Genomic DNA, 14,564 nt, shown 5'->3' with positions numbered 1-14,564 from the left:
AATTATTCATTTGCTTTTTTATTTATTATAAGATTTTCTTATAACATTATCTTCTCCTACTGTTCTTTCAACATTTATGGCAAATTCCTTCATAACTTCTTCAGCACTTTGACCTTGTACTGTAATTTTTTCCATTGCCTCTTGGATTTCCATTGCCACCGTTGGATAATTCGGATCAGAAGGTGGGTATATTGCAGACTCCAATAGATTCAAAGCGATATCAGCATTTGGAGTGTTTTCTTTAAATTCACTGGATTCCAGAGCATCCTCTCTGACTGGAACTTGATCTAAAATACCAGCGATTTCAATAGAATTTTCTTTTGTTAATGCATGTTTAATAAATTCTTTGGCCAATTCAGGCGACTCAGCAGTAGATGAGACTGCAAGTGATGATGTATTTGTTATACCTGCATTACCATTACCATTCTGCTTAGGCATAGGAGCTAATTTATAAATATCTTGACACTCTTCACATTCTCCTGGTGATCCTTCCACCCATGAATTGGTAATCCAAGCGCCTTCTAAAACCATTCCGACTTCTTCATTTGGCATCCATTCATATTGAACCGTTTGCCATCCATTTGGATTTGTTAAAACTTTTGGAGTACCATTATATTCTCTTGTATCCTCAATCCACTTAAAAGAATCATATAACCCTTGGCTTTCAACAATCCATTTACTATCTTCAAAAATCCAATCATCTGTTCCACTTAAAAACATTAAGAAAGATTGTAGCACAGCTCCCTCTCCGCTTGCTTTTGCAGACGCATAATAGATTGGGTACTTTTCCTCAAAGTTTTCATCTATTTGTTGCATAGCATCCTTTATGTCATCCCATGATTCAGGATCCCATGTTTCACTATTTTCAGTTATTCCAGCTTCATCAAACATATTACTGTTATAAAACATTCCCCTCACAGTGGCCGATATAGGAAGTCCATATAACTGATCATCTGCAATGTATGGTTCTGTTAATGAATCAACGATTTGATCATACCCTGACCAATCTTCCCTTAAGCTATCTATACTTTGAAGATAACCAGCGTCTATATCATTTTTCAAAGAACTAAAAACTTGAAAAACAACATCGAATTTTTCTTGAGATTGTCTCATTAAAGCTATTTTTGTACGCTGATCCTCTTCGTTATTCCCAGAAATAGGGACCAATTCAACTTCCACTTCTTCATTTTCCGATTCGAATGATTCCTTTAAATATTCAAATACCGAATCCCAAGTATTGTTAGACACATAAACTACTTTTAATTGGTTCTCACTTTGACTAGAATCGCTATTGTCACTCGAATTACTACAACCCATTAATATAAGAAATAAACCTACTGTTATTGTTATAGATAACATTTTTATTTTTTGCATTCCATAAACCCCTTTACTGTAATGTTGTAAATATAACACTTCATTTAGAAACTACTTTTAAACATATATCTCTTTATCATTTTAATTATTAACCTTTCGTTGCCCCTCCCATCGTGAAACCTCCTGATAAATATTTTTGCCCCACAAAGTACAAAATTACGGGAGGTAAGGAATAAAGCACGCTATAAGCTGCTAATGCACCATAGTCCACTCTTCCGTACAATCCAAAGAATTGAAAAATATGTACAGCAATTGGTAATTTCTCTTCCGATGTCAAAAGAATGAAAGGTATAAAGAAATTCCCCCATTGATTCACAAAATTAAAAATAAAAACTACAAAAAAACCAGGAACAATCACCGGAACCACAATTTTACGAATTGCTTGTAAAGCTGTAGCCCCATCTATCCACGCTGATTCCTCTAATTCAATCGGAACAGAATCGATAAAATTTTTCATTAACCATATGGAATAGGGTAAGGATCCTGCTATCATAAACATAATAACTCCTGTTAAAGTGTTAACTAGTCCCATATTTATAAACAAAATATAAACTGGCACCATAATGGCTACAATAGGTAATCCTGTTAAAAACAAAATAGTTAAAAGAAATGTATTTTTAAACTTTAATTGGTATCTTGACAGCGGATATGCAGCCAAAACCGATATAATAACCGTGAAAACAGATACTGTAACACTAATATACAATCCATTGAAATAGGCTAATTGATTGGCAGCATCGGTTATTGTTTGAATGTAGTTCCCTAATGTTAATTTAGGAAATTTAAATTCTAGTGTTGCCCCCGAATCGAAAGAGGCAACGATCACCCAAAGTGCAGGAAGCAAAAATAATATGGCGATACCTATTAAAAAAATGTACGAAATATATTTTGAGTTTAATACTTTATTCATCTTTTTGTTCCTCCTATAGTTGGGACTTCGTTACTTTCAAGTATCCTAGGCTCATAAAAATACCTATCAGCAGTATAACTAAGGCTATCGCAGAACCATATGCTAGATCACTTCCAGTAAATGCTTGTTCATACATAAAAATTGATAAAGTAGTCGTTTCTAAACCTGGACCTCCCCCGGTTAGAGCATATATAAGCCCAAATACTCCCATAGTCGTTAGTGTATTTAATATGGTTAATGTGACAATTTGATTCTTAAGCATAGGAATGATGATTGATACTAGCACTTTAGCTTTATTAGCTCCATCAATCGAAGCAGCTTCCTCTATGTCATGAGGTATACCGTCAAAACCTGCCTGGAAATTCATCATGGAGAAAGCTGTACCTCTCCATACATTTGCAATAATAATACTAAGCATTGGATAACTAAACAGCCAAGTTACTTCAGGTAAACCTACTGATGATAGAATGGTATTGAACATGCCTTGCTCATCTAAAAATGCCATCATCGCATAAGCGGCAACAATTTCAGGCGCTACCCAACCGAGTAAAACACTTGTCCCTACAAAACGCCTAATATGAATATTCTTACCTCGAATTAAATAGGCTATAAAAAATCCTAACCCTTGAGCGGCTATCAGTGACCCAAATAAAAAGAGCAAGGTATTGATGGCCGCGGTATAAAACCTTGGATCGGTGAACATTCTTATGAAATTTTCAAAACCTACAAAGTTATAGTTTAAGGAAGTAGGACCCGTCAATTTAAAATCTGTAAAGGCATAAAAAATAGACACAAAAATAGGACCAACAAAAAAAATCAAAATAATAATGATGGAAGGTGACAAAAATAATAATGATTTAAAATTATTACTTGTATACAATTTCTTATGTTTAAATGAATTAAATCTTTTAGTAACAGCATTCATTATAGTAACCTCCTGAAATAAACCGGTTTTATTCGAACTAACTATCGCTAGGTGTAAGAAATCGCTTAATTTTCATTCCTCCTTTGACCAAACACAGGATAACGATTTGTTTCTATTATCGCTACAATCAAAATTTACAGATCCGATGATTCACATAGCTCACTCTTCTTAGATACAGTTTGTCCATCATACAGTGCAATATAAAATATAAATTCACAATATAAATCTATCACTATTGTAGTTATACTATTTAAACTCAATAGTGAGTTGCAACAACATCAATTAAAGCGGTTTAACCTTTCATTAAACCGGTTTAATGAAAGCGATTATTTTACATAGTACATGATATAAAATTTCTTGTCAATAAAATATTTTTTTAGATTTGCCGATTTTTCCCCTTAGAATATGGAAAACACCCTGGGTTTCGAATTCATTATCAGCTTTCTTCTCATCGAGCTTCTATCATCCCTGAACATTTAGAAGGCTGACTGAATTAGATTATTGTGTAGGAGATGTATTAGGTAACGTAATTGTGATAGTTAATACATATAAAATCTCTTTAGAAGTATTTCATTCTCATAGGTAGGGAGAAGCTCTCAAAACGTTACTCTGATGAATAACCATTACTTTTGGGGATGTATTTAACAGTAAATTCCAAAGTTCTCTTCCTGATAAATAGGAATGAATAAACTTTCTATTATCATTTTACTCTTCAAAACTAAATTAATAATTAACGCTTTTGACAATTAGTTTGGGGTAATGTATTATATTATCTAACCATTTCGTTAAACCGGTTTAACAACAAAAGAATTATTTTTATTAAGCTCCGTTAAAGTTTAATGTTGATTTATAAATATGAGATAAAATCTTATACGAAAGATTTGTGTGTTATTGCTATAGTAAATTCCTAACATTCTCAGTTTAGTATACTAGATTCTGAACCAAATTCTACGTCGTAATTTATTTTTGATTATAAAGAAATTAATATTTAGTCTATAAAGGTGGTTAACGATATGTCTAAAATAGATGATGTTGCTAAAAAAGCCAACGTTTCTAAAGGAACCGTCTCAAACGTATTTAGTGGAAAAAGGCCTATAAGCGAAAAAGTAAAAAATCAAGTATTGGAAGCAGCTAAAGAATTAAATTATACACCTAGTCATATTGCAAGGAGTTTAGTCACTAAAAAAACCATGACCATATCCTTGAATATTCCATATTCAAAAAATTTACCTTTAAGTAATTTTCATATCAACCTAATAAACGGAGTTATCATGGAAGCCTCATCACATAATTATCGAATTCTTATTGATACTTTATCAAGAGAAAACCTAGAACTTCAATACATGTCAAGAGAAGCCGTTGATGGTGTAATTTTATTAGACCCACGTGAAAATGATTCTCGAATGAAATATTTGCTTGATTTTAATATTCCTTTTGTCATTATTGGACAGCCTTCTGAGGAATATATTGCCCAATCCATTTATGTCGATAATAACAATAAAGAATTAGCAAAAAATATTACTTCCTTTTTAATTAATAAAGGACATAGAAATATACTTTATTTAAATGCTCCATTAAGTATGACCGTGTCAACAATACGTCAAAATGGTTTTTTTAAAGCTTTTAACGATGCACAGGTTAATCCAAACAATTCGAAGGTGGTTTTCAAAGATTCACTGGACATAGATCCTAGTTTATATGGCTACAACAAAGTAAAGGAGTTTTTTAGTAAAAATAGAGATGGTTATACAGCAATCATTGCCGACACCGATAAAGTTGGTTTAGGCGCTTCTAGAGCATTAAAAGAGTTAGATTTGGCGGTACCAGAAGATGTTTCGCTTTTGGCATTAAGTGATGATTTGGTATTATCTCATGAACTAGCCCCTCCCTTATCTACCGTGGATCTAAAAGGAAGTGAACTAGGAAGCGAGGCAGTTAGATTATTATTCGCTCAATTAGGCATAGGTAATTATAAAAAAATTCAAACTAAAATTGTAGAAGGTAAATTTAACATTAGAGGATCCATTCATACAGCAAAAGAATAATAAGTCTTATTTAATAAACGTCTCTAGTTTAAATGAGCCTAATTATAACATGAAAGCAAGAGAGGAGAGAGAACATGATACGGAAAGTACATGTGGTATTTAAAACACACTTAGACATAGGCTTTACAGACCTTGCCAAGAATGTAATAGATCAATATATGAATCAGTACATACCCAAAGCTATTACCCTTGCAGAAGAATTGCACTCCAAAGGAAGAAAAGAAAACTTTCTATGGACCACAGGATCTTGGCTTATTCATTATTACTTAAAAAATGCCACCGTTTCTGATCAAGATAGAATGAAACAAGCGATCAGAAATGGCTATATCACATGGCATGGATTACCATTCACCACACATACGGAACTTCTAAATGCTGACTTATTAGAATATGGGTTATCTATAAGCGATAAACTAGATGACCAATTCAATAAAACTACAATCTCGGCTAAGATGACCGATGTACCGGGACATACGATTTCAATGGTTCCTTATCTCGCTCAACATGGTATTAAGTATCTACACATCGGTGTTAATCCAGCCTCACATGTCCCAGAAATACCAAAGCTTTTTAGATGGAGAGCAGGATGTGGGTCAGAAATAATTGTAAACTATGCCAGCAGTTATGGTGAATTTGTTGAAATAGATGGTTTGGAAGATGTCATGGTATTTGCACATACTGGTGATAATTGTGGACCTTCATCACCAGCAGAAATTCAGGATTGTTTTCACGAATTGGAAAAACAATTCCCAAATGCAGAGATTCAAGCCTCAACAATGGATGAGTTTGCGCATAAGGTTCTAGAAATAAAAGATAAATTACCAGTCGTTACAGAAGAAATTGGAGATACATGGATTCATGGTACAGGTACTGACCCATATAAGCTAGCCTATTATCGCGGATTTAATCGTTTAAGATCGAAATGGTTAAAGAACGGAACACTAACTAAAAACTCTGATGAATATGAAATGATAAGCGAGAATCTTGCTCTTGTAGCTGAGCATACTTGGGGGATGGATCTGAAAAAATATTTACCTGATTTCACCAATTATTCAAAAAATGACTTCCGAAAAGCTAGGAAAGAGAATTATTTTGACGAACAAATGATGACTTCCAAGTATCAGTATATTGGCTCTTTCGCCCTTGACGAAATGGATGAAAATTCAAAGGTACTTTTTAATAAAGAAAATCCCACTTACAGCTATGAATTGTTTGAAAGCTCATGGAAAGAGCAAAGAGCTTATTTAGATAAAGCTTTGCAATCATTAGACTATAGTAAAAAAGAAGAAGTAGAGAAAATGTTAACGGAATTAACAAGTCAACCAAAGCTGTTCAAGAATGGGAAAGGGTTACACCTGCAAAAGATGTATAAGCTTGGAAAGTTTCAAGTTGCATTTGATATTAACGGTGCAATATCTTACCTACAAGATGATAAAAGAAAAATTTGGGCAGATGAACATCATCAATTAGGATTGTTTAATTATGAAACGTTTGGTCCGGAAGATTATAATTACTGGTTTAAGCATTATATGAGGAACCTAAAAAGTACCCATGTATGGGCTGATGCAGATTATGGAAAGCCAGGATTTGAATATGCTGAACCAAAGCCCAAACATAAGCTATTTAATCCTTCCGTGATGTCTATTCAAGTTGAAAAAAAGAACGACGTTGATTCTGTTTGCGTTACTTTGAATTTACCAGACACAGCAGTTGAATTTTCTGGTGCCCCCAAAGAATTGATATTAAAGTATCAATTCCATAAAGAACAGAGTAGCATTGATATTTCCTTATTCTGGTCCCAAAAGGAGGCAGTCCGACTCCCTGAAGCTAGCTGGTTTTCATTTATACCGATTGTTGATAATCCCAATTTATGGATGTTAAATAAGCTTGGTTCTAATATTTCACCATTACAAGTTGTTAAAGGCGGAAACCGGAATCTACATGCAGTTGACCAAGGTATGTTATATGAAGGAGCTGACGGGAGAATTAAAATAGAAACACTTGATGCGGCACTTGTTAGCCCGGGAGAAAAGAAACTTCTTCAGTTCGATAACGAGATTGCTAATTTAAATGGTGGCATGCATGTTAATTTGCATAATAATATTTGGGGAACTAATTTTCCGATGTGGTATGAAGATAACGCAAAATTCCGTTTTCGTCTAATGTTCGAAGCGAATACAATTTAAAGATAAATAGAGGAGCAGCCATTGAAACTGAGACAGATGGCTGAACCCCTAACAGTATTACCTTCAGATTATGAATCAAATTATGCTTGGCAAATCTTATTGCAGAATCATATGTATGACATTTTGTGCGACTGTAGTATTAATGACACACATAATGAAATGATGATCCGATTTAATAAGAGTAAACAAACGATTGAATCTATTATAGTCAAATCATTACAACCAATAGTAGAATGAAACACATCTCAACTGTCAGACAAAGTAATGAATCAATAAAGTTTCACTTCATTTGTTTTCCTTTCATAGACACAGTTAACTTTTGTTACATTTTAACCATAAGGAAAAAATAGTGAAGTTGTTTGTTAAGCGTAGATTATTTTTGGTGAATTGTCGATATTTGATTTTACAAGCACAATAGGCTTTTTATGAACACAATCAAAACCATCAGTATGAACAACTGGTGGTTTGTTCTGTGGCTTGAAGCTCTTATTATTCTTTAAATACAACTTTCAAACAAATTCACTTTTTATAAATCACTCTTCTTCATCCATACCTCACCTAATGAAGCAGAGGCTGCGCCATTTCCCCAATCAAAAATAGTAAACTCGCCAACTTTATTTTTTGAACCGCTGTTGGCGTGATTAAAATTCTCCATATGAAAGCCATAGTCCATTTGATTAAAGTGTGGGTGGGTTGCTTTATATAACTTCATGACTTCTTCATTTTCTGGACAATACATCATATAAAAAGAAGCTTTCATAGCTAATAAGCCACGATATTTATATCTATTTTCACCTGTTATTTGATAATAATCCAAGTAAGTTAATGCAAATAAGCTTTGTCTGGCGTCATTCCATTCATCATCACTTGTCATGACACCGAATCCTCCAATAGTCGGGATTTTAAAAAATGGAGGCTGCCAAATTTGCTGAAATAAAGACATCTCTGCCAAAACTTGTTCTCCACAGTCTAAGTAAGCATCTTTGTTTGTAGCTTTATATAAGTCTTTTAAGGCCTCAGCTGTCCAATACATGCCCAAATTACATTGATTGTATAAACCGCTCCTCGCATCTATTTCTTTATACTGTTTGCCGCTCCACTCCCCTGAGCAAGACCAATAGGTTTCAAAGTCTTCCCATTTTCCTTCAGAAACAACGTTCTCGCTCACATATATACCTGCCCTTTCTGCTGCATCTATATAAATGGGGTTAGGATCTATCTCATAAAGCAAACACAATAACATCACATGTACCGAAGTCTCTGGACTTTCTACTAGATATTCAGATTTATCAAGGTCTGTGGGTCTAACCCAGGCTGGAAAATTGCCTTCAGGGTACTGTAACGATAACAAACGTTCTACATATATCTTTACATAGGTTAGGATAATTTCTTCTCCCTCAATATCCCGATACCATTTTAACAGCCAATAGCACGTCCATGAAGCATCTAATAAATGGACATAATCCTTAAGACTTGAGTTAGGCTGTCTATCAGAAGACATCCGCCACCTACCACTTTCCCATTGATTATCTGTCCCCGCCTCATAGCAACCTGGAAACAAACCATTAAATTGTGGTGCGCTTAGGGTGAAACGTAAACTTTTATTGGCCTTGTCTTTTAAATTCTCATTCTGCCAATATCTTCCCCATAGTGCATAACCATACGTACTTCTTATGCTAGAAAACCATGCTTGATTGCAGATGCTTTTCCTTTCACGCCATATTTCTTCTGCACCTTCTTCTGGCTTCTGATTTGCCGTAACAATAAATACGTGGGAACCTATCTTGCTGCCATCTTGATCAAATTCTTGCCAACAAACTGAATCCCAATTACAAAAAGACCAGTTATAAGTATGTTTCACATAAGGTTTTAAGGCATGTAAGCTATCTAGGGGATTCTTTTTAACATCCTTTACCTCCCTCTCTGTACAAGCAAATGTTTCCCATAAATATTTTTCTAAAGGGCGATAGTCTCGTTTCCTGTTCGATTTTACTTTCTTCCACTGTGCAAGATAAAACTGAAACGTTACTTCATTTTCGATATCATTTTCTTTCGGGTGTAACTGGTAATACACATGACCAGTTGCTTTATAATGGCTAAGGCCGTACATAAAATAGTGCCCATGCTGTACATAATCCATTACATGTGGAATCACCCTATTTTCTTTGATATCATGAATATCTGGAATCAGGGCACACATTCTTGCTTTATCTTCCACTACCATGCTTGGGGAACGAAACACTCTATCTCCAATCACCATATTAGGTTCTGGGGATAAGTGTGTTTTCCATGTGCACTCATAAGCATCTTCTATTGGCATGACCAATTGTATACCGCTCATACTATGATGGCGTGTCTCTACTTTCACTTTTATTTTCTCTAATACATCCACATCTTGAGCATGTACTTGGGTTATTTCAACCTTGACCTTGGCATGGTCTGTTGTATCAGCATATAATTCGTTGGTGTGACCCAATGTCATTAGTTCGTATAGCTTCCACTCTTTATCTTCACACCATTTTATTTTGATATCTTTATATTTTAATAAATCCATTCCTTCACGTATCCCCCTTTCCTAAAAACATATTCATGTGCGTAACAGCTTGCTTGTATCCTAGACGAATCAATGAGCAACAGAAATCCCCTCAAAATATTAATAGACGATTAGTGAACATTGGTACTTCTCTCATTATTTAATACCAGTCAATGCCATCCCTTCAATAAAGTAACGTTGTGCTATAAAGAATATAAGAATAATCGGTAAAGTAGCTATAGTTGCTGCGGCCATGACCAATGGCCAGCTCTGAACATATAATCCCGAAGATAAAGATGAAATTAATAATGGTAATGTCTTATAGCTTTCATCTGTAATGATTACTAAAGGAAGGAAATAGTTATTCCATGAAAACATAAATGTAAAAATACCTAAAGCTGCTAATGGCGCCTTCATAATAGGCAAGACAATTTGTAAAAATATTCTAATCTCACTAGCTCCGTCAATTCGAGCTGCCGCCATTAATTCGCTAGGGATACCCTTCATAAACTGCCTCATTAAGAAAATACCAAAAGCCGTTGCTATATTAGGTGCAATCAGCCCTGTATAAGAATTCAAAAGTTCAAACTCTCTGAATAACATATATATAGGAATCATCGTAATTTGAAATGGGATCATCATCGTCGCCAGCAATAAAATGAAAATAACATCTCTGCCCCAAAAATCAAATTTAGCAAAAGCATAGCCTGCCATACTGTTTAATAGTAGTCCCAATATGGTTGTTACAATTGCCACGTAAAAGCTATTGAAGAAAATACGGCCAAAATTGGCTACATTAAAGGCCTTATCATAATTTGCCCATTGCAATATATCTGGTATCCAGGTTGGCGGGAAGGTAAATACTTCACTATCTGCTTTTAATGAAGTAGAAATCATCCAAATAAAAGGCACTAGCATCGTCAAGGCACCGATCAGCACGATAACGATTAAACATATCCGACCAATCCATTCTGCATTCTTCACCATTGTAGTACACATCCTTTCTAAAATTAGCGTTCAAGTCTTGCGTTTATACGATGATAAGCAAGCGTCAGTACCAATATCACAATAAACAGCATAACTGCAAGTACAGAGGCATAACCGAAGTTAGTTTCACTAAAGCCTTTCTGATAAATATAGAAAACAATGGCATAAGTAGAACGAGCAGGTCCGCCGCCTGTCATAATATTAATTTGATCAAATACTTGAAAGCCGTTAATGATTAACATAGCTACAACAAAAAAAGTAACAGGGGTGAGCATTGGCCAAGTAATAAATCGAAAAGATTGTAGAGGAGAAGCACCATCAATACGGGCAGCTTCATATAAGCTATTATCAATTCCCTGCAATCCAGCCAAATAAATAACCAGGTTAAAACCAATACTCTTCCATATATTAATTAAGATTAGTATGGCCAATGCTTGACTGGAATCTCCTAAGAATTGTTGTGCTGGAATTCCTAACCCTGATAGCAAAGGATTAATCGGACCGAGTTGTGGATTAAATAACCACAGCCAAACAAAAGAAACAGCAACCATAGATACTACTGTTGGTAAAAAGTAAATAGCTCTAAACAGATTAACAAACGGAAACCATTTTTGATTTAGTAACACTGCTAACACTAGGGAAATAAACACAGTAGGGATTAATGAACCGAACGCAAACAGAAAAGTGATCCATAGCGATTTATAAAATAACTCATCTTGAAGCACTAATTTATAGTTTTGCAATCCGATAAATTCAACTGGACTGATCGCATCATACCTTAGAAAACTAATGACTACCCCCGCTATCGTTGGCAAAATTACAAAAATCAAAATAATCACTAAAGCAGGGGAAAGAAACATCCATGGGGTCAATGTTGCTTTGGACCACTTTTTTCTTTTAGGTACAGACATTACTTTTGCATGTTGCATATCGCCAACTCCTTTATTTAAAATCCGGGGTACACGATAGAAGAAACCCCGGATTTACATTTTTCTAGTTCTGATTAATGGAAGCATTGATGTTTTCTGCCGCTTCTACTAAAGCCTCTTCGGGATCAGCACCTTCTGTTAAGACAGATTGAATGGCATTGTCGATATGATCTGCATAATAATTTTGATAAGGACTAATCCATGTTTGATCTAACCACTGATTATCGAATAGATCCTTTAGATACCCTAATTTTTCATCAAATTCCTCTTCCGAATCGATGCCAGGCACATCCGCCTCAGGCACTCCCGTTACATTTCTAAATGATTCTTCATCTTCTAATGAGCTTAATGCGGCTGGAGCTGCTACCCAAAGAGACTGCCAGTACACATCCAATTGTTCTTTTTCTGTCAAAAATTGAATCAGTTTCCATGCTTCATCTGGATGGTCGGAGTCTTTTGAAATTCCGAAAGAGGAAGACATCGACCTAGATACTTTCTCTTTTCCCTCCGGAAAGCTAGTAGCCTTGTAATTAAAATCTGGTGCAGCATTCTTTATGGATGGCGCCATCCATGTTCCATCAATATACATAGCCGCCTGTCTAGCTTGAAAATAGGCATCTGGGCCCATCTGCGCTTGATCACTAGTAGATGTCGTAAGTTGAAAATCAACCACTAGGTCACGCCAATATTCCAAAGCTTCAATGGATTCTGAACTATCCACTGTCGACACAGTTCCGTCTTCATTCCATATATTTCCGCCATTTGCTAATACAAAGTTCGCAAAATTATCTGCATTCCACCCCATAACAAAGCCGTAACGTTCTATATTACCGTTATTTCCTTTAATCGTTAGTTTTTCCGCATCTTCTAGCATTTGCTCCATCGTGTAATCATGATTCGGCTCCTCTAATCCCGCTTCGGCAAAGGCTTCCGGATCATAGTACAATACGGTTGAATTGGCATCTTGAGGGATCGCAAATGTTTGGTCATCTTTCTGCATGGACACCCACGAAGCTTCAGGGTAATTGTCCATATCCAAATTCTCGCTCTCGATGTAGTCATCTAACGGGATAAACATACCTCTGTTAATAAATTCTGGCACATTGACCCCCGGCGACCTCATGACATCAGGCAGATCATTGGCAGCCCCTAATGTAAGGTATCGGTCTCTTAACTCGTCATAGTGTAAAAATTCTACTTCTATATCTGGATTTTGCTCCTCAAATTCTGGTATATAAATATCTGTATATAACGCATTCTCAAAAGGCATTCCCCATACAGACAGACTTATCTGTACCTTGTCTCCACTTCCACCGCTTTCTTCTGAACTGCAAGCATAAAGAAAAGTCATTAAACACAAAATAACAGACAGGAAAATCATTTTTGTATAACTCTTTAACCCTCTATCCATTTTGAATCTCCTCTTTTCATTTTTTAATTGATCTACTATTTACTATTTTTTACATTATTTTTACCTTTTTCAACGTTTTGCTCTAACATAGGTAATCGTTTACACACCTCACGATAACTACCACACTCATAGTGATAGTTATCGATAGGTGCCAGTGCCTAAATAATCTCCAATCCATCCTTATCAGGCAGTGCAGGAAATGGCTGATGTGGATCACTTTGATACCAATAAGCCACCGAGGCAATATCATCTTGCAATGGTAAATACCTGCCTCCTGAACGCCAACCGAGGGCTTGGATGGTTACTTTTAACTCCTCTTCAAAACGAATCGGATCCATGATATGCCATCTGTACATGCCAAACCGTTGATTCGCTTGGTAGAGACCATCTGGTTTAATGACTTGCGGCATACCTAAATACGCGGTTGAAAAAGTGCCATATTCTCCTTTCGGCTGCTCAAAATTCCAAGCACCACCAAAATAATCTTCTGTGCCCGTCCCACAAATCGTAGGGTAATCCATGTCTCCATCCATGTAGAATTTTATTTCACCTTCACCCCACCAGCCGTTATTATTTACTTGCCATGCCATATACGTACCCACATAGTGCCCTTTTCCTTTGATACCATCTACAATCGTATGCACGTCCTTATAAGGCAATGGGTTGCTTCTGCGCCACTGTGCATGAAAATAGGCAACATCGTTTGGAATGGTCGTTAAACTGTAATCAATCTGATAATAGAGCGGGAATGTATCCTCACTTATGTTCTCCACAGTAATCTTAGCTGACTTCCTAAAAGGCATCTCCCAGTATGCATTCATGCCACCTGCTGGATTCACGGCAACAGGGATGGAATTTACATTACATCGTTCATTCCACCCATTGCAAAAGAAATCTCCGAATGGTACTTCTACGGATGGATGCTCTGCCCCATCCCAATACATCCTTATAATCAAAGACCTCCAGTGCGCAGGGAAGCATGTCATCCAAATATGCTGAATAACACCTGGACCTTCTATTTCGGCAATTACATACGTTTTGTTTGCGTCGATATCAATCGATGGTGACACTTTCCAACCCTGCCCTAAATCACGAGCACAGTTCGCACCGGTTCCTTCTGTAGCCATTCCGCCTTTTCCTTTGGCGCCATCCATATTTTCGGCACTGATGGATCTCGTTTTAGCATTTGATAATCGAGACAGATTGCCTAAACCCATTCCTAATCCGTTAAATTCACTCATATTACCATTCCTTTCTATTATTT

The 14,564-nt window shown here is 35.9% G+C and carries 10 protein-coding genes; 2 read left to right on the top strand and 8 right to left on the bottom strand.

What is annotated here, in order from left to right; all coding sequences use genetic code 11:
• Window positions 1-18: 18 nt before the first annotated feature.
• The 3 genes from E0E32_RS03255 to E0E32_RS03245 form a co-directional block, all read right to left on the bottom strand.
• On the bottom strand, window positions 19-1,374 hold the full coding sequence (locus E0E32_RS03255) for an extracellular solute-binding protein (protein WP_130858939.1): 1,356 nt from the start codon (window positions 1,372-1,374) through the stop codon (window positions 19-21).
• Between the two features lie 88 nt (window positions 1,375-1,462).
• Entirely contained in the window at window positions 1,463-2,284 is an 822-nt protein-coding gene (locus E0E32_RS03250) for a carbohydrate ABC transporter permease (protein ID WP_130858938.1), read from the bottom strand.
• A gap of 13 nt (window positions 2,285-2,297) precedes the next feature.
• On the bottom strand, window positions 2,298-3,209 hold the full coding sequence (locus tag E0E32_RS03245; protein ID WP_066195710.1) for a carbohydrate ABC transporter permease: 912 nt from the start codon (window positions 3,207-3,209) through the stop codon (window positions 2,298-2,300).
• A 1,013-nt stretch (window positions 3,210-4,222) separates the two neighbouring features.
• On the opposite strand from E0E32_RS03245, the gene E0E32_RS03240 reads away from it, so the two are divergent.
• Both E0E32_RS03240 and E0E32_RS03235 read left to right on the top strand, forming a co-directional pair.
• Window positions 4,223-5,254: a LacI family DNA-binding transcriptional regulator gene (locus E0E32_RS03240; RefSeq protein WP_066195707.1), complete on the top strand. Its 1,032-nt coding sequence runs from the start codon at window positions 4,223-4,225 to the stop codon at window positions 5,252-5,254.
• 74 nt (window positions 5,255-5,328) lie between these two features.
• Window positions 5,329-7,440, top strand: coding sequence for a DUF5054 domain-containing protein (locus E0E32_RS03235; protein ID WP_066195705.1), 2,112 nt, complete (start codon window positions 5,329-5,331; stop codon window positions 7,438-7,440).
• A 526-nt stretch (window positions 7,441-7,966) separates the two neighbouring features.
• Here the strand turns inward: E0E32_RS03235 and E0E32_RS03230 are convergent.
• From E0E32_RS03230 to E0E32_RS03210, 5 genes are all read right to left on the bottom strand, one after another.
• Window positions 7,967-9,994: a hypothetical protein gene (locus tag E0E32_RS03230; RefSeq protein ID WP_130858937.1), complete on the bottom strand. Its 2,028-nt coding sequence runs from the start codon at window positions 9,992-9,994 to the stop codon at window positions 7,967-7,969.
• A gap of 135 nt (window positions 9,995-10,129) precedes the next feature.
• The gene (locus E0E32_RS03225; RefSeq protein ID WP_066195696.1) at window positions 10,130-10,960 is read right to left on the bottom strand and encodes a carbohydrate ABC transporter permease; all 831 of its coding nucleotides are present in this window, start codon (window positions 10,958-10,960) and stop codon (window positions 10,130-10,132) included.
• A gap of 23 nt (window positions 10,961-10,983) precedes the next feature.
• Window positions 10,984-11,889 (bottom strand): carbohydrate ABC transporter permease, encoded by a 906-nt coding sequence (locus E0E32_RS03220; protein WP_078060193.1) that lies wholly within the window; start codon window positions 11,887-11,889, stop codon window positions 10,984-10,986.
• Between the two features lie 64 nt (window positions 11,890-11,953).
• Window positions 11,954-13,300 (bottom strand): ABC transporter substrate-binding protein, encoded by a 1,347-nt coding sequence (locus E0E32_RS03215; RefSeq protein ID WP_066195693.1) that lies wholly within the window; start codon window positions 13,298-13,300, stop codon window positions 11,954-11,956.
• A gap of 158 nt (window positions 13,301-13,458) precedes the next feature.
• On the bottom strand, window positions 13,459-14,541 hold the full coding sequence (locus E0E32_RS03210) for a glycoside hydrolase family 172 protein (RefSeq protein WP_066195691.1): 1,083 nt from the start codon (window positions 14,539-14,541) through the stop codon (window positions 13,459-13,461).
• Window positions 14,542-14,564: the final 23 nt, after the last annotated feature.

Origin of the sequence: Gracilibacillus phocaeensis, assembly GCF_900626275.1 — a bacterium.
Lineage (GTDB): Bacteria > Bacillota > Bacilli > Bacillales > Amphibacillaceae > Gracilibacillus > Gracilibacillus timonensis.
The sequence above is the reverse complement of the archived record's forward strand: the minus strand, read 5'-3'. Positions and strand labels throughout refer to the sequence as shown.

What these genes read in the sequence shown, in the direction of transcription:
- E0E32_RS03220 (WP_078060193.1), bottom strand. Translation starts at nt 11,889, where the DNA reads ATGCAACATGCAAAAGTAATGTCTGTACCTAAAAGAAAAAAGTGGTCC.
- E0E32_RS03240 (WP_066195707.1), top strand. Translation starts at nt 4,223, where the DNA reads ATGTCTAAAATAGATGATGTTGCTAAAAAAGCCAACGTTTCTAAAGGA.
- E0E32_RS03215 (WP_066195693.1), bottom strand. Translation starts at nt 13,300, where the DNA reads ATGGATAGAGGGTTAAAGAGTTATACAAAAATGATTTTCCTGTCTGTT.
- E0E32_RS03235 (WP_066195705.1), top strand. Translation starts at nt 5,329, where the DNA reads ATGATACGGAAAGTACATGTGGTATTTAAAACACACTTAGACATAGGC.
- E0E32_RS03250 (WP_130858938.1), bottom strand. Translation starts at nt 2,284, where the DNA reads ATGAATAAAGTATTAAACTCAAAATATATTTCGTACATTTTTTTAATA.
- E0E32_RS03245 (WP_066195710.1), bottom strand. Translation starts at nt 3,209, where the DNA reads ATGAATGCTGTTACTAAAAGATTTAATTCATTTAAACATAAGAAATTG.
- E0E32_RS03225 (WP_066195696.1), bottom strand. Translation starts at nt 10,960, where the DNA reads ATGGTGAAGAATGCAGAATGGATTGGTCGGATATGTTTAATCGTTATC.
- E0E32_RS03255 (WP_130858939.1), bottom strand. Translation starts at nt 1,374, where the DNA reads ATGCAAAAAATAAAAATGTTATCTATAACAATAACAGTAGGTTTATTT.
- E0E32_RS03230 (WP_130858937.1), bottom strand. Translation starts at nt 9,994, where the DNA reads ATGGATTTATTAAAATATAAAGATATCAAAATAAAATGGTGTGAAGAT.
- E0E32_RS03210 (WP_066195691.1), bottom strand. Translation starts at nt 14,541, where the DNA reads ATGAGTGAATTTAACGGATTAGGAATGGGTTTAGGCAATCTGTCTCGA.